Source organism: Pseudoalteromonas sp. 5Ae-yellow, from assembly GCF_014077565.1.
GTDB lineage: Bacteria > Pseudomonadota > Gammaproteobacteria > Enterobacterales > Alteromonadaceae > Pseudoalteromonas.
This window is the reverse complement of record NZ_JACGWD010000042.1, coordinates 19,179-40,514: the sequence shown is the minus strand read 5'-3', so window position 1 is coordinate 40,514 and position 21,336 is coordinate 19,179. Positions and strand designations below refer to the sequence as shown.

Annotated in this window: 16 protein-coding genes; 7 read left to right on the top strand and 9 right to left on the bottom strand. The window is 39.0% G+C overall.

Annotated features, from left to right (window positions below):
• Positions 1-169 precede the first annotated feature (169 nt).
• A complete protein-coding gene (locus H4J63_RS12440; RefSeq protein ID WP_154903362.1) occupies positions 170-1,375 on the bottom strand; it encodes an MFS transporter in 1,206 nt (401 codons plus the stop codon).
• A gap of 359 nt (positions 1,376-1,734) precedes the next feature.
• Between H4J63_RS12440 and H4J63_RS12435 the strand changes: the two genes are divergently transcribed.
• The 3 genes from H4J63_RS12435 (at position 1,735) to H4J63_RS12425 (ending at position 6,506) form a co-directional block, all read left to right on the top strand.
• A complete protein-coding gene (locus H4J63_RS12435; RefSeq protein ID WP_182196878.1) occupies positions 1,735-3,033 on the top strand; it encodes a PAS domain-containing methyl-accepting chemotaxis protein in 1,299 nt (432 codons plus the stop codon).
• A gap of 133 nt (positions 3,034-3,166) precedes the next feature.
• Positions 3,167-5,332, top strand: coding sequence for a TonB-dependent receptor (locus H4J63_RS12430; RefSeq protein ID WP_182196877.1), 2,166 nt, complete (start codon positions 3,167-3,169; stop codon positions 5,330-5,332).
• Between the two features lie 211 nt (positions 5,333-5,543).
• Positions 5,544-6,506 carry a TDT family transporter gene (locus H4J63_RS12425; protein WP_182196876.1) on the top strand — a complete coding sequence of 321 codons (963 nt, stop codon included), beginning with the start codon at positions 5,544-5,546 and terminating at the stop codon, positions 6,504-6,506.
• Between the two features lie 2 nt (positions 6,507-6,508).
• Here H4J63_RS12425 and H4J63_RS12420 read toward each other — a convergent pair whose 3' ends face one another.
• Positions 6,509-6,700, bottom strand: a complete 192-nt coding sequence (locus H4J63_RS12420; RefSeq protein ID WP_039487197.1) for a DUF2986 domain-containing protein — start codon at positions 6,698-6,700, stop codon at positions 6,509-6,511.
• 137 nt (positions 6,701-6,837) lie between these two features.
• Here H4J63_RS12420 and H4J63_RS12415 point away from each other — a divergent pair, with 137 nt between their 5' ends.
• Entirely contained in the window at positions 6,838-8,325 is a 1,488-nt protein-coding gene (locus tag H4J63_RS12415) for a dipeptidase (RefSeq protein WP_182196875.1), read from the top strand.
• A gap of 48 nt (positions 8,326-8,373) precedes the next feature.
• Here the strand turns inward: H4J63_RS12415 and H4J63_RS12410 are convergent, their stop codons facing one another.
• The 7 genes from H4J63_RS12410 to H4J63_RS12380 all read right to left on the bottom strand — a co-directional run bounded on the left by H4J63_RS12410 (position 8,374) and on the right by H4J63_RS12380 (position 17,310).
• The gene (locus tag H4J63_RS12410; protein ID WP_182196874.1) at positions 8,374-9,150 is read right to left on the bottom strand and encodes an EAL domain-containing protein; all 777 of its coding nucleotides are present in this window, start codon (positions 9,148-9,150) and stop codon (positions 8,374-8,376) included.
• A gap of 443 nt (positions 9,151-9,593) precedes the next feature.
• Positions 9,594-10,031, bottom strand: coding sequence for an OsmC family protein (locus tag H4J63_RS12405; RefSeq protein WP_024593544.1), 438 nt, complete (start codon positions 10,029-10,031; stop codon positions 9,594-9,596).
• Between the two features lie 130 nt (positions 10,032-10,161).
• Complete coding sequence (locus H4J63_RS12400) at positions 10,162-10,296, bottom strand: DUF2256 domain-containing protein (protein ID WP_076916399.1); 135 nt, start codon at positions 10,294-10,296, stop codon at positions 10,162-10,164.
• Positions 10,297-10,343: 47 nt separating this feature from the next.
• Entirely contained in the window at positions 10,344-11,828 is a 1,485-nt protein-coding gene (locus tag H4J63_RS12395) for a cryptochrome/deoxyribodipyrimidine photo-lyase family protein (protein ID WP_182196873.1), read from the bottom strand.
• Positions 11,829-12,273: 445 nt separating this feature from the next.
• Positions 12,274-13,266 (bottom strand): carbohydrate kinase, encoded by a 993-nt coding sequence (locus H4J63_RS12390; RefSeq protein WP_002958156.1) that lies wholly within the window; start codon positions 13,264-13,266, stop codon positions 12,274-12,276.
• Between the two features lie 63 nt (positions 13,267-13,329).
• Positions 13,330-15,918: a TonB-dependent receptor gene (locus H4J63_RS12385; protein WP_182196871.1), complete on the bottom strand. Its 2,589-nt coding sequence runs from the start codon at positions 15,916-15,918 to the stop codon at positions 13,330-13,332.
• A 234-nt stretch (positions 15,919-16,152) separates the two neighbouring features.
• Positions 16,153-17,310: an ROK family transcriptional regulator gene (locus H4J63_RS12380; protein ID WP_220467209.1), complete on the bottom strand. Its 1,158-nt coding sequence runs from the start codon at positions 17,308-17,310 to the stop codon at positions 16,153-16,155.
• A 286-nt stretch (positions 17,311-17,596) separates the two neighbouring features.
• On the opposite strand from H4J63_RS12380, the gene fucP reads away from it, so the two are divergent.
• The 3 genes from fucP (at position 17,597) to H4J63_RS12365 (ending at position 21,333) form a co-directional block, all read left to right on the top strand.
• Positions 17,597-18,904: an L-fucose:H+ symporter permease gene (gene fucP, locus H4J63_RS12375; RefSeq protein ID WP_182196869.1), complete on the top strand. Its 1,308-nt coding sequence runs from the start codon at positions 17,597-17,599 to the stop codon at positions 18,902-18,904.
• Positions 18,905-19,035: 131 nt separating this feature from the next.
• Positions 19,036-19,644 (top strand): flavin reductase family protein, encoded by a 609-nt coding sequence (locus H4J63_RS12370; protein ID WP_165744370.1) that lies wholly within the window; start codon positions 19,036-19,038, stop codon positions 19,642-19,644.
• Positions 19,645-19,677: 33 nt separating this feature from the next.
• Positions 19,678-21,333, top strand: coding sequence for a YHYH protein (locus H4J63_RS12365; RefSeq protein WP_182196867.1), 1,656 nt, complete (start codon positions 19,678-19,680; stop codon positions 21,331-21,333).
• Positions 21,334-21,336: the final 3 nt, after the last annotated feature.

The following is a 21,336-nucleotide window of genomic DNA, read 5'->3' as shown; positions in this document are numbered from 1 at the left end:
ATGCGAGAACGAGTGAAACGTTATATTCTTCCAGAAAAAAGAAAACGGCCCAAAAGTAGGACCGTTCGAATTTCAAAAACTCGGTACACCATTAAGTCAAAGCATGCTTAACTGAATGGTGTTAGCTAATTAGCAGCTCTTTTTGTATTTTAAATTAACCAGGACTCAGTTAATTAGTTGCTTGCGCTGTTGGTTGCTGTTTGTTTAGTTGTAAGTAACTTAATAGCCACATACCCAAACCACCTAAAAACAATGCAGCTGCTACGTAACCTGTTTGATTAGGTGCGGCACCTTGCGCTATTGCAATTCCGCCAACCCAAGGACCTATAGCATTGGCAGTATTAAATGCGCACTGTACTAAGGCACCAATCATAGCGTGGCCTTCGGGCGCAACGTCCATTAAAAGCGTTTGAATCAGCGTAGCCAAGCCCACACTGCAACCAATAAAGAAGATCACCGCGTAAAGAGCCCAAATATTATGGCTTGCCGTTACATATGCAAAGGCAAATACAATAGTACATACAAGCGCAAGGCCAGTCGTTTTAATTGCTGATTTATCGGCAGCTTTACCCAGTACATAGTTACCGAGTGTACAACCGATACCAAACATTACCATTGCGATAGAAATAGTATAGGGGGCTGTTTTTGTTACCACTAATATGGTGTCGGCAATGTAAGTATAAATACAAAACACCCCGCCAAAGCCAATAATTACAATACCCAAAATGGACCAAACCAGTTTATTTTTAAGTACGCCAAACTCGTTTAGTAAGTTAGAAGGCTTAGCGTTATCGATATTAGGCACTACTTTATAAACAAAAACAAAAGCAATAAAGGCCAGTACTGCAGCGCCAGCTAAACAATAACGCCAACTTAAATTTTGACCTACAAGTGTAACTATAGGCACGCCAACAATAGTAGCTACAGTTAAACCCATAAACACCTTAGACATAAAGCTAGCACGCTTACCTTTTGGGGCAATATCCGATGCTAATAAAATAGCAGCACCAAAATATGCACCATGAGGTAAGCCACTTAAAAATCTAAATATTACAAGCTGCTCAAGCGATGTTGCCATCGCGCTTAACCCGTTTGAGATAAACATTAAGCTTATAAAAATGAGCAATGCTTTGCGCTTTCTCATATTAGCTGTAGTGAGCATTAAAATAGGGGCGCCAACTACAACACCAATGGCGTAAGCACTAATTGCGTAACCACTTTGTGAGGGCGTTGAGCCAAATGTTTCGCTAATTAGTGGCAGCATAGGCATCATCGAAAACTCAGATAATCCTAAAATAAATGTGCCAAGTGCTAATACGAGTAAAATAGCGGTTCTGTTAAGTTGACTAGATGCCGACGTTACATCTGATGTCATAGATGATCCCTTAAGATTTAATTTTAAAAGTGAAACAGCACAATAAATTCTGAATAGAAAATATTATATGTATGCTTAAATTTTGGTGTGAGAGGGTAGTCTGTGAGAGTGCTATTTTAAGTTAAAAAAAGTACAGAGTCATGCATAAATTAGTGTTTTTGTTAGGTTTTTAAAATGTTAACTAGAAGAAAATACTACTTAAAATTTATAAAATATAAAAACTACTTATAAAGCATGCATCTATAAGGTGTTAAATATTCGCCGAAAGGTTATTTAGAGCTTATATTTACAGTATAATTACATATTTGTTTAACGTTATTCTGCTAATGTTTTACTAATTTACCCCTTAAGGTTTTTATATGTTTGGTATTTCTAAAAGAAACGCAAAAATTGAAGAAATGGAGCTTCAATTAATTCAAAAACAGTCTATCTTGTCGGCAATTAACAAGCATGTGGCTTATATAGAGTTTACACCTGAAGGAATAATATTAGACGCAAATCAGTTATTTCTAGCTACTGTGGGCTACAGCAAAGAGCAAATAATTGGCAAACATCATCGCATGTTTTGCGAACCTGAATATGCAAAGTCAGACGAATATAGCCAATTTTGGCAAGCATTAAAAACCGGAGATTCTAAATCAGGATCGTTTTTAAGATACAAAGCTAATGGCGATAAGCTTTGGCTTGAGGCAACTTACTTTCCTGTAGAAGAGCATGGCGTAGTCACTAAAGTGATTAAAATAGCCTCTGATATTACGACTAGTTATATACAACGAAAGGCACAAGAAGCGATAGCTAGTGCACTCGATAAAGCATTGGCTACAATAGAGTTTACCCCACAAGGTAATATTTTAAGCGCAAATCAAAACTTTTTAGCGACAGTAGGCTACAGCTTAAAAGATATTGTAGGTAAACATCATAAAATGTTTTGTACTGAAGTGTTTTATGAGAAAAACCCACACTTCTGGAATGAATTAGCGCAGGGGCAGTTTAAGTCAGGAAAATTTAAACGTATTGCCGCCGACGGTTCAGAAATTTGGCTAGAAGCTACTTATAACCCAATATTAGATAGCAAAGGTAATGTAATTAAAATAATTAAGTTTGCATCAAATATTACTGATCGTATACACAATAATAATGCAGTGACTGAAGCCGCTGCAATCGCGTATGAATCGGCGGTAGCTACAGCGCAAACCGCTAAAAAAGGTTCTGAGATACTACAAAGTTCTGTTGCAAACTCAGATGCCATTGTAAGCCAAGTTCTTAAGTCAGTTGATTTAATTAAAAATCTTAATGAACAATCAGCTGTAATAGGCTCCATTGTTTCTACAATAAGCAGCATTGCTGACCAAACTAATTTACTTGCACTCAATGCTGCTATTGAAGCTGCACGTGCTGGTGAATACGGTCGAGGTTTTGCTGTAGTAGCTGACGAAGTAAGGCAACTTGCAGCCAGTACGAGTAGTTCAACTAATGAAATAGCGACCGTTGTTAAAAATAACCAAGAGCTTACTAATGATATATCAAGGCAAATTACGTCGGTTTCAGACTCTTCAGAGCAAGGGCGAGAGCTTATTGCGAATGTATCTGAGGTTATTAAAGAGATTGAGCGAGGGGCTGATATTGTTTCTCAAACAGTCGCTGAGTTAAATACTTAATTTATTATATGACCTTTTAAATTAAACACACCTAACAACATTTTAAATTGATAAAGTGCGACAATATGTCGCGCTTTTGCTTTTGCAGTTCACACTATAATTACGCCAATTATTACTGTGGCATAAATTAACAATGGTTTATAAAAGCAAAACTAAAAAAACTTACTTACTTTCCCCTGTCGCACTTTTTATTAGCGGTGTGCTATCTCCTTTTGCATTTGCCGACGATACGTCTTTAGAAGTGATTGAAGTACAAGGACATGCTCAAAATAAGCATTTAGCACTTGGTTCGTCAGAATCGTTATTAAGTGATTTAGGTGTCGATTTTTCAGCAGCGGGCGGCGTATCTAACTTACCTATTTTAAATGGTTTAATGGGCGACAGAGTTAAAGTGTTAATTGATGGTGCAGATGTAACCGCTGCATGCGCTAATCATATGAACCCCCCACTTTCGTATATCTCGGCTAATCAAATTACGTCTTACAATGTGGTTGCAGGCGTGTCGCCAGTAAGCGCGGGCGGCGATAATATTGCCGGTGTAATAAGCGTTAATTCTATTTCACCACAGTATAGCGATAGCAATGAATTAGGTTGGCACTCAGGTTATGTGTCAGCAAAGTACAGTAGCGTTGATAACGGACGTAAACTTGGCGTTGGTGCACGTTTAGCAAGTGACACGCTTAGCCTTAATTATCAGGGTTCGTTTAGTGACGCAGATAGTTATGAAGACGGTAACGGCGATGTAGTATTAGATACATTGTATCGAGCACAAAATCATAGTTTAACCGCAGCTATGCGCGATGATAAACAGCAATTAGTTATAAAGCTAACGCATCAAAAAATCCCATATCAGGGATTTGCAAATCAGTATATGGATATGACCGATAACACCAGCTACGGTGCAATAGCTCAATACAAACGCTCCTTTGAAAACAGCGAGCTTGAAGGGCAAGTTAACTGGCATAGCGTAAAGCACGAAATGGGTTTTTTCAGTGAAGAAAAAACAGGCATGATGCCAATGAAAACCGATGCACAAGATATAAGTACGCAGCTTAAATGGCGTATTGCGCTTAATAAAAACAGCAGTATTTTACTCGCTCAAGAATATTACAATTACAGCATTGATGATTGGTGGCCAGGTATTGAAGGCTCAACCATGATGGGACCAGACGATTACGTAAATATAAATAACGGTAAACGAGAGCGCATAGCGGCATTTGCTGAATTTGAGAGCCAAATAAATACCAAGTTATTGTTAAACGCAGGCGTACGTATTGAAAGTGTTAATACCCAAGTAGGTGAGGTTCAGCCTTACAACGACGGTATGAGCATGATGAATATGGGCGATATGAGCGACATGGGGGGTATGGAAAGTATGACCATGAGCGATACGTCTACAGATAATAGCATTGCTGCACAGAACTTTAATGCTGGCGACAGAGATAAAACCGACACTATAGTTGATGCTAACTTTTTAATTAACTACCAAATAACAAATTATGATGAGCTGCAATTTGGTCTTGCCCGTAAAAACCGCGCGCCTAATTTATACGAGCGATACAGCTGGGGCGTAAGTAATATGGCAACCACCATGATTGGCTGGTATGGCGATGGTAATGGCTATATTGGTAACCCTGATTTAGACGTTGAAACAGCGCATACTTTAAGTGCTACTTATATTAAATCGGCTAAAGATGACCGTTGGCGTTTAAGCACCAATGTTTGGTATACAGATGTGAATGATTATATTGATGCTGATATTGTAAGAAGCTTCAATAGTTATGACTTGGACAACACAGCGCGTAATATTTTGCAGTTTACTAATGTAGATGCCATTTTATATGGTGCAAAAATAGATTTAACAGCCAACATTTATGAATCTAAGGATTTAGGTAACTGGCAGTTACACGCTAATGTTACTAATACGAGAGGCAAGCGCGACGATACTAACCAGCCGCTTTATCAAATTAAACCACTGCAGACCCAGCTAGGTATTAGCCAGCAAATGGGTCGGTTTGAAAACGCATTATCTTGGCAGTGGGTCGATAATAAAAGCCGTGTAGATAATAATCGTTTTGAAAACCAAACAGACAGCTACAGCTTGGTTAATTTAAGCTCTAAAGCCACATGGGATTCATTAACGCTAAGCGCAGAAGTGAGTAACGTGTTTGATGAGTACTACCAACTCCCACTAGGCGGCGTAAGTATTGCAGCACTTAAACAAGATAGCAGCAACGGGTTTGAACAACCTGCTGGGCAGGGTCGTTCATTTAATGTAAGCATTAGTTACGCGTTTTAACTAAATTAAATTTTAAAATAAAGTAAAAGCCATAACTGTGTTATGGCTTTTTTCATACGCTTTAATATGTAAGCCGTAAACTTATTTTTATGAAATATTTGTACGCAAAAAGCGTTCTATTAAGCACGCTTGTACTAATTTCACAGCGTTATTTTAAGGCAATGCAGTAAAAAGCAGTAACTTGTTCATCACCCAATGATTAGGAAGTACAGTGTTTAAGCAATTTAAAAATAAAGTGATGGGTGCGCCAACAGCTATGGCCGGTTTAGCTTTGGGTATTGCTAGTATGGGATGGACATGGGAAAACGCTTTTAATTTAAACTCCCAAGGGCAATTTTTGGGAGCGGTATTAGCTGGCGTATTAGTTTTACTTTTGGCTGCTAAGTTTTTACTACACCCTCATTTATTAAAAGCCGATTTAGCACACCCAGTTGCAGGAAGTGTGATCCCTACATTTGCAATGGCTAATCTTGTTATTTCAAACTCAGTTGGGCAATTTAACCCATTGGCTGGCGACATTATGTGGGTTTTAGCTTTTGTGTTGCATCTAACCTTTTTGGTGAGTTTTTTATACCAGCGAGCAAAAAAGTTTAATTTTGAAGATATGGCGCCTAGCTGGTTTGTGCCACCAGTGGGGATAATTATTGCAGATGTTACTTTTTCGGGAAATCCGACATTAGCGTGGTTAGCTTATAGTGCATTAGTTATTGGTATATCAACGTACGCTATAATACTGCCAATTATGTTTTATCGTTTTTTATTAGCATTAAAAAGTGACTACGAAATACAGCCAACACTCGCCATTTTAGCAGCACCAGCCAGTTTAACATTAGTGGGGTATTTTCATGTTTTAGCTAATCCGTCACTTGTTATAGTAGGGGCATTATTTATATTAGCGATAATAAAAACACTGATTGTTTATGTGTTATTTATAAAGTTATTAAGCAGACCTTTTACGCCGAGCTACGCTGCTTTTACATTTCCAATGGTTATTGGGGCAACTGCATTATTTAAAATGGCTGATTGGATGCAAAGTATAAACCTCGCAATGCCATATGTAGATACAGTTAATTACTTAGCTAAGTTTGAACTTATAGTTGCCACGGCAGTGGTATGTTATGTAAGTGGTTGGTACTTTTGCCTCTTTAAATTATCAAAGCAACAGGTAACGTAAAGCTACTCTTGGATTACCTGTGGCTCATTACTTTCTTGTTCAGCTAGTTTTTCGCGCTCAGCTTTTGATACATAAGAGGGTTTGTTGCTTTTATGTAGTTTAGCGTTAGTGCGTTTATCTTTTTTTTGAAATTTAGTGACGATTTTTTTACGACGGTTCACAATTAAATACTCCCTTAATTTTAAGTCGCGCATTATACAGTCATCCTCATAAAAGCTGCTATATAAATATTTGCCTTAAGTAATCTGCGCGTTTGGCGTAAAGAGCTATAAGTAAGTAACTCATAGCGTTATAATTACCGCTCTTAGCTATTAATTAAATGGGAATTGTTTTGAAAAAGTTAGCTTTAGCCAGTATTGCTTTATTTGCATTTGGCGCACATGCGCAGTTAAATAAAAATATTGATAGCGTTGCCGATTACGCAGTAAATACCTACCAAAATGCTCAAATACACACACTAACTAACTTAGTGGCTTTTCCGACGGTTAATAAAAGCGACATTAGCACTCCTCAAAATCCCGATTTTATTGGCTTTAAAGCACTTTTAAAAATGAAAGCCGCAGAGCTTGGTTTTGACTACCAAGATTTAGGCTACACCGTCTTAATTGGTATGGGCGAGCAAAGCGAAAAAGTAACGGTAGTAACCCACGGCGACGTGCAACCTGCTAATGCAAGTAAATGGAAACAAAGCCCTTTTATTATTGATACATCTGAACCGGGTAAATTAGTTGGTCGTGGTACTGAGGACGACAAAGGTGCAATAGCAACAGCGCTTTACGCCATGAAAGCAATTAAAGATAAAGGCATAACCCTTAATAACCGTATTGAGCTTATGATTTACCTTGCTGAGGAGTCTGATTGGGGTCCGCTTACTCAATTTATGAAAACGTATGAACAACCAAAATATGCAGTAACGATTGATGCATCATACCCTGTAGTGGTTGCCGAGAAAGGCTGGAGCTTAATTGCACCTACTTTTAATGCAACATCACCACAAACGGGTTTATATGTAAAGGATGTAACTGGCGGTGCGTTTAGAAGCCAAATTCCAGAAGACGCCAGCTTAGTGCTTCACAATGCAGACGCGGCACTTATTAATACATTAAAAGCAAAAGCTAAAACATTAAATAAAGTTGAATTTAACTTTAGTGAAAAAAGTAATGGTTTAGCAATAAGCGTTAAAGGTATGTCGGCGCATTCATCTGAGCCGGAGTCGGGTATAAATGCTATTGCTTATTTAGCTGAGTTATTTAAAGGTGTGAAGCTTGAAAATAACAGTGACGGCGAGCTAATCGACTTTGTGAATCAGTTAATTGGTTTAGACATTCACGGTAAACAATTTGGCGAAATAGCTTACAAGCACGACTTTATGGGCCCAATGACAGTGGCACCAACAGTTATTGAGCGCGATGGTAATGCGCTAACACTTGCTGTAAATGCACGTCGTCCAATGGGTAAAGACGAAGCTGTATTACAAAAGCAAATTGATGATGCACTCGCTAATTGGCAAGCTACTAACAATGTAACACTTGCTAACATAGAAACAATTATTGGCACACCTATGCTACTTGATGGCGCGCCACACGCGCAAAAGCTGCTTGATATTTTCAAGCATTTTACGGGCGACGAAAAAGCTGACTTTGTATCAATAGGTGGTGGCACTAACGCAAAGCTGTTTGATAATGCGGTATCGTTTGGCCCTTCAATGCCAGGTAAGCGCTATACAGGTCACTCCGAGCATGAATTTATGACACTTGAGCAACTTGAACTGAATTTACGTATGTACACAGCAATGATGATAGAGCTAGGTAATATGTAGTTTAAGCCTTACTTAAATTCAATAAGGTTTAATAATAGGTGTTGAGTACTAATCAGCACCTATGTCCTTAAAATTTACCTCAGGCAAGTTTTCAAAGCTTGGTTTGGCAAATAAATACCCTTGCATAAGCTCAACACCTGCGTTTTTAAGCCACTTATATTCTTCTACTGTTTCAATGCCTTCAGCTAGTGCGGTTATGTTTAAATCGCGAAACATATTTAAGCAATGAGTTACTATTAGTTGGCGTTTTTTGTCGTTGTTAATATCGCGCATGAGCGCCATATCAAGCTTGATAATATCTGTTTGAAAGTCAGCCAATAGATTTAAACCAGAATAACCTGCACCAAAGTCATCAGTGGCGGTTTTAAATCCGAGAGACTGATAGTAATCAACAATGCGTTTAATGTGTGCGGTGTCTTCAATTTTTTCAACTTCAGTAAATTCAAACGTAATATTTTGAATTGGGAAGTTATACTTTTTTGCAGCTTCTAGTGTGGTGCGTATACATCGCTCTGGTTTATAAATAGCATTAGGTAAAAAGTTAATGCTTAGCATTGATGTTATGCCCAGCTTTGCGGCTAGTTGAATGGCTTTAATACGACAAAGCTGATCAAATGCATAGCGGTTGTCTTCATTCACTTTTGAAATAATTGAATAAGCAGACTCGCCATTTAAACCTCTAACCAATGCTTCATAGCCATAAATTAGGCGAGTTTTACAGTTTATAATCGGTTGAAAAGCCATAGAAAAATCAAATTCAAGATCGTTGGCGTCAGCACAATTACTACATGTCACTTTTTCACAATCTTTTGATTTTTCGATCACTTAGTTCATCCTCTTATGTTTATTTTTAAAGTTAGTTGAGGGTAGATCCTAACAAAATCAGATTAAAGTATTAGTTTATATTTTTTAACGTAATAAGTAATTATTTATATGTGAGTAGTATGATGACTAATGTCATGCTATTTAATGACATTTGGCAGGGGTTTGTATTTCTTTTTTATATAAAAATAGATTTATACATTAACAGGAGGATAAACATGAATACATCAACAACAATATTTCAAAGTTTTAAACAGTATGCAGTTGCTTTAGTGTTTTTAGGATTAATTAATTTAATTACATCACCAACATGGGGATCGCTTTATTGTCTGAAATCTTAGGTATAAGCAGCTCTAAAAAGGTATCTTGATGATTAGTAAGCCAAGTAATAATTTACTTGGCTTTAATTTAATGTGTTCTACTTACAATAGCCTAAACCTGAATATTTAAAACGCTGATTGAAGTGTCGCATCTAGTGATATTTCGGTATTTAAGAGTTTTGAAATAGGGCAGCTCTTTTTGGTTTGCTCACATAAGGCTTGAAACTGCTCGTTTTGAATATCATCAATACGTGCTTTTACCTCAAGGGCAATATGCGTCACCGAAAAACCATCATCTACTTCATCAAGGCTTACAGTGGCTTTAGTATCAATTTTATCTGCGGTAAAGCCTGCATCACCTAATGCAAGTGAAAGCGCCATACTAAAACATGCACTATGCGCTGCACCTACTAATTCTTCAGGGTTTGAGCCTGCCTCATCTTCAAAGCGGGTATTAAAACCATATGGTTGTTTATTAAGCGCGCCACTTTGAGTTGATATGCTACCTTTGCCTGTTTTAATGTCGCCAGACCATGTTGAACTAGCCGTTTTTTTAATCGTCATCATCTTCTCCTTGCTTGAGTGTAAGCTTTTCAGGTTATCTAAGCCTTATTTACAAAATAAGCTTATATAAAGCCTTAAAAGCACTAATTACTGATGATGCTGCAAAATAGACGCCAGTTAATTATTACTCTTATTTATTACGCCTGCAGCGCTCTGAACAGAAAATAACGTTATCCCAGTCGCGCTGCCATTTTTTACGCCATGTAAAAGGTTTATTACAAATAGGACATATTTTTTGAGGTAAGTTTAGTTTTTTGTGTGCCATGCTTACTTAGCCTTGCTGTTACTTTTAGTATCCGTTTTACTTTTTGTTCAAGTAACTTTTTGAGTACCCCCAACGTGCTTTTTAAGAATCCTCCCTATGGCGCGTTTAACATCGGCTCGCTCACGGTATTGCCATAAGCGTTCGCGTGCTTCTTTTGAGGCTGCTGTTAAATCAAGCATCGGTTCGGGATAATCCTCCCCTAGCTTAAAGTCGTTAAAGAGTGCTTCCATTGGAGTTTGCTCCCAAGGCTGATGTAAATATTCAATAGGGAGTTTTTCAAGCTCGGGGCACCACTTTTTAATAAACGAACCTGTTGGGTCTTGAACTTCTGATTGTTTAATTGGGTTGTAGTGCCTAATGGTATTAATACCTGTGACCGAGGCTTGCATTTGAATTTGCGGATAGTGAATTCCGGGCTCAAAATCTAAAAAGTAATTAGCGAGCGGAAAGCTTGCTTGCTGCCAACTTATATTTAAATGATGCGTGACAAAGCTTACAAGCATGGCGCGCATTCTAAAGTTGATATAACCGGTGGCTTTTAAGCAGCGCATGCAAGCGTCAATAATGGGAATACCAGTTTGACCTTGCGCCCAGCGTTCAATATCGTTTTTAACATGTTCATCATCGCGATACGGAAATACATGGTAGCCTGGATTAAGGGCTAAAAATTCCATAGAGCACTCGCTCTCAAACTTTTGCATAAAATGGCAGTGCCAATGCAAGCGCGATACAAACGCTGCTAGTGGGCGTTTCCAGCCTCTTTTGTCAGGGTGTTTTGAATGATATTCATCAATGGCCATTTGATACACTTGCCTAAGGCTAATATTCCCCCATGCTAGATAGGGCGAAAGCCGAGAGCAGTGGGTTTGGCTTAAACTTGGGCTCGATATTCCTTTTTGATAACCTTTACCGCGCTCGGCAAAAAAGCTCTGCATTACAGTTCGCGCATGCAGTGGGCCACCTTGTTGAAAGCTGTCATGATCTTGAGTGTAAGCGCTAGGCAGCTCAGGCGCTTGATAGTTATTAAGGGTAATTGTTTTTATACTCTTCCAATTAGGAACAGCAATAGGTGCTTGCATTGTTTGCTGCCAGCGTTCGTTCCAATTATTACGATTTTTTTTGCCGCGAATTACCGCGCCTGTTTGCGACTCTTGCCAATTAATGTGGTTATGCTGGCACCATGCTTTTATTGCCTTATCGCGCTCAAAGGTGTTGTTTAAGCCTATTTCTTGATGGCTAAAAATATTAACTATTTCAAACTGCATCTTTAACGATTCAAGTAAATCGTTCATATTTAAATTAAATATATAAACACAGGCGTTAAAACGCGCTAGCTGATTATTTAACTCAACTATTGATTGATACACAAAGCGCCAGTGCCGCTCATTGTAGTGTGCATCTTCGAGCAGTAATGGCTCAAAGTTATAAAGTAACAGGGTCGGTAAGCCATTACTAAATGCATTTTTTAATGGTTGATGATCGCTAAGACGTAAATCACGTTTAAACCACACGATGTTTATTTTTTCTTTCATACTGGCAATATTAAAACCGTGGCATTATAAATAATAAGACAAAACCAATACGTATTAAATGTAAAAGAAGACTAGTGTAAAAACGATTTTGATATAGGCAACTCATGTTAAGGTGATACTAAAATGAGTCGCCAATAAAAGAAGTATTATAAATAGGGAGAATTACCGTGATACTTAAGCAATTTTGGCACTTACAGTCATGTGAGAGTACACCTATTAAAGCTTCACCAATTGCAACTACTTCCATTATCTTTTCCTAAAACTTGCGGGGGTATCGCTTTGTATAACGATACCCTCAGTTAGGGTGAAATTAAAAACGCTTACCAATAGTAAAGCTAAAGACACGAGATAAGACAACGCGCGCATTAAATATAGTTGATTGATCTGCTACCGTTTCACCTGAGTGAAACTTCCCTCTGATAAGTTTCCTGAGTTATTTAGGTTTTTAACATCGACACGAAGATTTAAGGGTACTCGCCGAGATATCATGGAATGTAGGTAGGGCATCAAAGGCTCCAAACGTTGCTACTGTTTTGGCTCCGCACTTAGTAGCAAAGTCGATAGCCTTTGAAACGTTAGTAAAGTTACTTGCCCAGTCAGTAAATTCTGTTTTATTACTCACTAGCGAAGATATTTGATATAAAAAACCACCTACAAACGCATCGCCTGCAGCTGTGGTATCCACAACATATGCCTGAGGGCAAGGATAAGTACCACTAAATGAGCTAGATGAAAAAGTAATAGGCTCGCCACCATCGGTCATTAAAACTAAAGCTACGCCACTATCTACCCAACTTCTAATGGTGGTATCAATATGCTCTATTCCATAAAGCGAGATCAGCTCATCTTTACTCGCTTTAATAACATCAACTGTTTTAGCAACATCCTCAATAACAGATTTAGCTGTGAGTGGTTCATCCCAGAAGGCTGAACGAAAGTTAATGTCAAAGCATGTAACTGAGCCTGATTCTTTAAAGTGTTTTAGCGCATGTAAGGTTGTATTTAATACTAAAGGTTTTGCAAAAGAGCCTGAACAAAAACTCACAATTTTAGGTGTTGAAAATAAAGAGGGCTCTAAATCGGTTATTTGTAAATCGTAATGTGCAGCATCTTTATCGTAAAATTCAAATGTACGTTCACCGTTTTCATCCAACGATACGAACGCGAGTGCCGTCTTCCCTTTTTTTGAAAAGCCAACATAAGATGTGTTTACATTATACATTTTGAGTGCATTTATTAAAAAGCGACCAAATTTATCATTGCCTACTTTACCAAGCAAATAACTTGAACCACCAAGCTTTGCTACGGCTACAGCAACATTAGCGGGTGCGCCTCCGGCAAACTGTGTGAAGTCTAGTTCGCTATTTGATGCCTTATTGTGCATGCAGTCATGTGAGAGTATATCTATTAAAGCTTCACCAATTGCAACTACTTCCATTATATTTTCCTAAAAATTGCGAGGGTATCGCTTTGCATGAAGATACCCTAGATTAGAGTAAAATTAAAAACGCTTACCAATAGTAAGGCTAAAGGTACGAGGTAAGACAACGCGCGCATTAAATGTAGTTGCTTGACCTGCTACCGTTTCACCTGCGCGAGGATCTCCCTCTGATAAGCCTTCTGAGTTATTTAGGTTTTTAACATCGGCACGAAGGTAATAACCGTCTTCGTTTTCAAGGGATAAACCAAGGTTTAACATGCCATACATAGGCAGTTCTGCTGTGTTGGCGTCGTCGGCATAACGTTTACCGCTCCAAGAGTAGCTACCATGAATAGCTGCCATACCCCACGAAAAATCTTCAAACTGATAGCTACTAGTTAATTGGCCAAAGTGCTTAGGCACACGTACAGGTAAGTTGCCGTTTATATCAATAGAGGCAGAGCTTCCATTAGCATCCAAGTATTGCGCCGCTGGTGTGTTTACAAATTCGGGTGATTGGTACGTTGCAGATACACCAATGCGCCAGTCTTGGGTGATTTGCAGGTTAAATTCGGCTTCTACACCTAAGGTTTCTGTGTTTCTAAAGGCTTGACGTTGCACTACTTGACCATTTTCAACAGTAGGTACATTAAAGAATAAATCATCCGCAGCGGCGAAGTAACCGGTTACAAATGCTGCGACATCACCTTCGTTATATTTAATGCCCACCTCGGCCATTACCGTTGAAGCTGGTTGTGTTTCACGTCTCTCAGAGTTATTAAATTGATTAATTTCCTCTTGACTAGTTAGGTTGGTAATCGCCATGTATTTATCTACATCAGGCATACGAAAACCATCTGCATATCGAGTGAATACCGCTAAGTCGTCGTTAAATTTGTAGTTAGCTGCAACTGTCCATGCCATTTCGTTGTATTCAACATTAAAGTTTCGGTAAGTCCCATCACCAAAGGGCAGGGTAATATTCCCATTGACGGTATCAGTATCGCTGGCAAAACTGTCAATTGTGTAATTAGCTTGGTTTTGCGCTTCCCCATCTGCTTTGAGGGTTTCGTACCTTAGGCCCAGATTAAACGACACATCTTCAAGCTCGTATTCAAAGTCAGCAAAGGGCGCCAGGGTATTTTCACTATAAACAATATCGGCAAAACCATGTGATCCAGCCTGAATACCTTTGTAAGTACCGCTGGCAATGTCAAGACCTTGTGCATCTGTAAATACAACATCTAAGCGCTGCGGCAGGGGCTCTACTGATTGCAGTGTATTAATTCGATAGTCGGTAACATGGCCATTAATATTAGAGAAGAATAAGCCAAAATTAGCATAAAGAGTCCCTTCGCCTACATCATCAAAGGTGTAGTTGAATCTGGTTTCGTTTTGAAAGTTATCGCCTTCAAAACGTCTATGCCAAAAGCCTGCGTTTATTCCGTATCCATTGGTGTTGTAGGTATTTACGTTGCTTGAATCAGCCAATACAAAGCCGTTTCCTGCATCGCGTATATCGTAACTTAGGTTACCATCAACCATGGCACCTGCAAGGACATCAGTATTTGCAGCATATATAGCTTGTGCTTTACTAGCTAACGATTCGGCGTTACCTACGTTAATGATGCCGGTAAAGGTTGTTAGCATATCGGTATAACGCATTTGATTTGAAAAGACTAAGTTTTCGTTGATTTCAATTTCGGTTGTATTGCCAAAGTAGGTCACATTAGCGTAGTTACCATCTGCAATATCCAAATCAATGTCGCCGCTTGGGGTGTTATTAAGAGTTAATAAACGCGCACCTGCTGAGTTACCGGTGGTGCCATCTCTGATATCCATCCCGCCTGGGATTGTTTTAGCATTGGTGGTTGAGCCTATTAATGGCTGAGGAATAAAAAAGAATGATCTATCGTTTTGTTTATTAAACTCAAAGCGGGTAAAGCCGCTGCCATCTTTAAAAAAGTGCTTAATATTGCCATTAAGTTCACCACCTTGGTTAGCTGTATACCCCGGATCGCGTGCGGAGTCATCCTTGCGATACCAAGCGCCAACTGCATAGGTTGTCTGATCGTCTATTGATCCGCTAACCCAACCTTGTCCACCTAGGCGGTTGTTGCTGTTGGTTTCAAAAAACACATCACCTTGGGTATCATCGGAGCCTTCACGAGAAATAAAATTAATAAACCCAGCTGGCGCGCTACCAACAAAAATTGACGAGGCACCACCACGAATAGCTTCAACGCTGCCAACAAAATTAGACAAACGGGTAAAGCGATCATTTTGAGTAAATAAAATATCTTGATTATAAAACACGGTCATACCATCACGAAGTAGTGCTGTAAACTCTGTTTGCGTTGATAACGGAAAGCCTCGTGGGGCTACGTTGTTACCGGTTTCTCCACCGGTGTCTTCGGCATGAAAACCAGGAATACTTCGCACTAATTCAGCAACACTGTGCGGAGCCAATTGCTCTAACTTTGCTTCGTTAAAGGTAGTTATTGCATTAGTTGATTCGATTTTCTCTTTTGGCCGAGATGTTCCCGTTACAATGATGCGCTCAAACCCTAAATCACTTTTTGCTTCTTGTTGCTCTTGTGACAAGACGTTAGGGGATATGGATAGACCTACAGCGACTGCAATTAGAGTCATTTTTGCTGATACTTTCATTTTTCTGTTCTCTCTTCGTTGTGTGTGTATACAAATTTGCGGTTTTATTAATCAAACATGTCAGTGTTATCAAATTTGTAAATAGAATGTAGAGAACTTAAAATAATAAATCAACTATTATTATTTATTATTTTTTGTACAGCTTTTTGATTGTTTGAGTGAATTTTTTACCTCTGATAAAAAATAAATAAGCAGCCAACGTTACCGATGGCTGCTTTTTAACTTTAAAGTATATTAGTGGTGTGAAAGGCTTGCGTGATCTTGAGAAAAGTTGATAAGTAACGGTAGGTTAGCGCAGCCTACTGATTGAGCCTTGGCGCCAATAGAGCCACTTTGTACTTCACAGCGATTAATACCGCGATGATCAGCCTGGCTCAATTTTAACTTTGTTGCCAAAACTATTTTTTCTCTGACATTGATAGGAATGGCGCCATCAATGACAATTGCCTCAAAATCAAAAATAGCTAAAGAACACAATGCCGCGTAGGCGAGGCCATCTGCAACTTGGTCTATCCACTTATCGAGTACGGGGCCTAAGTCTCCCCAATACTCTTTTGAACTCCATAGTATGTCAGTATTGTAGCCATCACCTTTGAGCATTTTTTCGAGAATATACAGTGATGATTGCATAATAAGTTGTTGGGAGGTTAGTTGTCCTTCTCTATTAAGCATAGGCCTAGGTAATGAACCTATAGCGCCGGCATTACCTTTTTTACCAGTAAATAAGGTTTCGTTTATAACAACTCCACCACCAATAAAAGTACCAATAAAAATATATAAAAAATCGCTAAAACGAGCAGGATTACCAAAGCTTAATTCAGCTGAACAAGCCGCGGTATCATCATTACATACATACACGGGAAGGTGTACAATTTGATTTATTTTTTCTTTAAAATCAAAAGACTTCCATTCATTCAATACTGTTTTTGGAGCGCCGGCTTCTTCTGTCCAGTTCCAAATTTCGTAAGGGGTTGCAACACCCACACCTAAGATACGCTTGGCTAATTCGTCACTTAAGCTCATTTTAAGTACGCTGATCCCTTTCTCTAAAAAGGTTAGCAAGCTCTGTACTGTGGGGTAAGCGCAGTTTTCGTGCAAAGTTGCGCGTATATTTCCTACTAAGTCAATCAAGGTTAAATCAAAACTGCGACGACCTACTTTTAAGCCAATTCCAAATGCACCATTTGGATTTAACGCAAATGGGATGGTTGGTTGGCCAACCTTGCCACGCTGAGGGTCTTTCCGTATTAATAACGATTCGGCTTCTAAACTATTGATAATTACTGTGACGGCCTGTGCTGAAAGCCCTGTTTTTTGTGCAATTTCAGCTTTTGGAGCACTACCGTGTTGGCGAATTAATGACATAATTCGGCGTTCATTATGAGCACGCAGGCCAGATTGGCTTCGGCCTTCTTGTAAAGAGAGTCGAGGGTTTTTAGATTTGATAATTATTCCTACCTAGTTGTTATTATCTTGAATAACCTGATTAATTGTACACCGAGTGTGTGTAATTGGCGACTATATTAGCTTTATTGCCGGGTTCATTTCTTATTATTAAATTTACGACAGAGTATAAATAAGTCACAGGAGGTCAATAAATAACTATAGTTGATTTATTGACGGAATGATATTTAACTGGTTAAATGCTTTACTTAACATTAACAACTGAGACACGGCAATGACCACACACACACACACACAAACACCTCTTGTCTCCAAGGAGATGGTGGTTCCCTTTATTTTACTTGTTCTGTGCTTTGCTGCATGGGGAGCTGCGGCAAACATGACTGATCCGCTAGTAAAAGTGTTTAGTAAAATTTTTACTATGTCGTCAGTGCAGTCTGCATTGGTACAATTTAGCTACTATGGAGCTTACTTTTGCTTAGCTATTCCGGCGGCATATATCAATAAACGCTTTTCGTATAAAACAGGTGTGTTAACCGGTTTAGGGATGGCTGCAATCGGAGCATTTTTGTTTTATCCCGCCAGCCAAGCAATGACTTATGGTTTTTTTTTAGTGGCTTTGTTTGTGTTAGCTGGAGGCTTATCTATTTTAGAGACATCAGCAAACCCTTATGTAATGGGAATGGGCACCCAACAAGGTGCAACTCGCAGGTTGAATTTGGCGCAATCATTTAACCCTGTCGGTACTAACATTGGTGTTTTTTTAGCCGCCACCCTTATTTTACCAAAGCTCAATACAGCAACCTCTGGTGAGCGCACTAATATGAATAGTGAGCAATTAACTAGCATTATAAGCGCAGAACTTGATGCAGTTATGGTGCCTTATGTTGGTATGGCTTGTGTGTTGGTTTTTATTTGGTTGGCAATTGCGTTTACTAAAACACCTAATTTTTGTAAGCAAAAAAAAGTCTCTAAGCATGTAGAATTTAGTGCAACGTTAAAGCGCTTGTTTAAAAATACCCATTACCGCTTTGGTGTTATCGCCCAGTTTTTTAATGTTGCGGCGCAAACTTGTGTATGGACATTTACCATCCAGTACGTAATGGAGGCACTCGATACAAATGAAGTTACTGGGGGAAGTATTTTACAATACAGTATGATCACCTTTTTAGTTTCTCGATTTGTAATGACCTGGCTTATGGGATTTATTCGTCCTGCCAAACTGTTAATGGCAACCTCTATTATTGCAATGCTGCTGTGTTTTTATATGGTGAAAATGCCAAATATAAGTGGCGTATGGGCGCTGGTAAGTATATCGGCTTGCTTGTCGTTAATGTTTCCAACTATTTACGCGATTTCACTACATGGGTTAGGCGATGATGCAAAACTAGGTGCTGCTGGTTTAGTAATGGCTATTTTAGGTGGAGCGATAGTTCCTGTATTCCAAGCTGTGTTTATTGATACATACAGTGTCGCGTTTTCTTATGTTGTGCCTGCGGGGTGTTTTATTATTGTTGCAGCTTATGCTGCATTTGATTTAAAAACAAAAGTCAGAGTATTCAATAATGTAGCGCCTTGCTAAATGGATTGAAAACCGAGCCTGAAGGCTCGGTTTTACTTTTTAACTTTTCTCATTTGTAAATCTTCTTTAACCCCAACCTTCATCGGATTAAGATATTAGGCATGTTGATATTCTTATTTAGTTGAAAAAATATGTTTTTAGATCTCACCGAAAATACCAACCAAAATGTTTACTCTTACTTAGTAGGCGGTATCAGCCCAAGGCCTATCGCATGGATAAGTACATTAAATAGCGAAGGTAGTGCAAATATTGCGCCTTATTCATTTTTTACTGTGGCTAGTTGCAAGCCAGCTGTTTTAAGTGTTACGCAAGTAAACCCTAGTGATAAAACGAATAAAGATACGCTTAGTAATCTAATGGCAACTAAAGAATGTGTGGTTAATATTGTCAGCCAAGAGCTAGTTGAAAAAATGAACCAAAGTTGTGCAAATTATCCTAGTGATATAAGCGAGTTTGATGCAGCTAACATTGCCCAAGCTCCAAGTAAGTTAGTTAACGCGCCAAGCGTTGCCGATTCAAAAGTACGGTTTGAATGTAAGTTACGCGAAGTTATTAGTATTTCAAATGAGCCTGGCGGTGGAACAATGATGTTGCTGGATGTAGTGGGTATTTGTATAGACGATGAAGTGATGAGTGGTGGCTATATTGACCCTGAATTATTAAATGCAGTGGGCAAAATGGGCGGCGATTACTTTAGTACAACCAAAGATAAGTTTTTGCTTAAAAGGCCACAGTTGTAATTTTAATATAGATTCTTCCTTTGTTTGTGCACATTGTTTGCACTTTTACTTGTTAACTTTGTTTTATTAAACGTTAAAGTAAAGGTTCAAGCATTGAAAACACTTCTTAAAACAAAAGCCGTTAATGCCACTAAGTTATTTGCGTTAAGCGCGCTTTGTATTGCTTTAAGCGCATGTAATAGCGATTCTACAAGTACTACAACAGACGGCGAAACGGTCAGTAATAGTGCTCCAACTGTTGACGCCGGTATTGACCAAACTGTTAATGCGGGCGATACCGTTTATTTAATTTCAACAGTTGAAGATGATGGCGAAGTATCTGTTAGCTGGTCACAAACATCAGGCACTACCGTTAGTTTATCTTCAAGTACTGCAACGTCTACTGAGTTTGTTGCACCTGAAGTTTTAACCGATGAAGCACTTGTATTTGAAATCAGTGCAGATGATGGCACAAACGATGTCGTTGTAGATACAGTTATAGTTAATGTTATTGCTTCATCAGACTCAGATACAGTTGATAATAGTGCAAAACTTACCAGCTGGTTAATTAACAACGATACAACCTCTACTTATATACAAAACAATGGCGCAGTGGTTGAAGATGTTCAATCAGTTGAGGTTGTTACTGTTTCTGAGAAAGATGCTGACGTTGAATACATGTATGTGCAAACAACTGACATTCCTAAATATGATGTAACGCTTACACAAGACCAAGTAGACGCGTTAAATAACCGCCCGCGTGCAGCTACCGATTTTTATAACGGTGTAACTTCTGCAGTAGTAGGGCAAACCATTTCGTTTGGTGAAGATATTGGCTATAACAGCAGCACTGAAAACTGTGATGACACAGGCGGTGCAGGCTATTGGCCTCCAGGACCAGGTTGCCCAACAGAACAAGCGGTTGAAGCGTATTTTCCGATAACACCTACCGATTTATCTGACACTGAAACTTGTGAAACAGGTTTAGGTACAGTTGGCTTAATGGTTAATGGCACCAGTATATTTAACTGGGGCGATGGTATGAGCTACGGTAATAATATTTGGTATACATTAGCGCCCATTGCTGAGCAATACGATGTTGATGTGTGTGGCGGACATGCTGCTAACGGTGAATATCATCACCATTTTTACACTAGTTGCTTAGCTGATTTACTTGAAGATGATGGCGATGCGCATTCACCTATTTATGGGTTTGCAGCTGATGGCTATCCACTTTATGGTCCTTATGAAAGTAACGGACAACTAGCATTAAGTGGCTGGGAAATGCGAGATTATGGTGCACCTACAAGTGAAGGGGGGTGTGGTACTGAGGGTGAGCGAAGCTGTACCTTAGTTGATCAATACGATGTTAGCCAAGGTACACAAACAAGTGATGCAGGTCCTGCTATTGGCGCACAAGTAACGACGCTCTCTGGTAATACATTAAATGCCGACGATGGTTATTATTTTGAAGATTTCTACTATGCACAAAAAACAGTAACCGGTGCTCAATTAGATGAGCATAACGGCCACGATACTAACGATGGCAAGGGTTATCACTACCATATAACACTAACGCTAGACAGCGATGGTAAATTACAGCCTTCTTTCCCTTATCAAATAGGGCCTCGTTTTAAAGGTCAATTAGCCGATAATTCAATTGGTCGCTGTGATACGGGCGAAACAATGGGTCCACCACCAGGAATGTAAGGA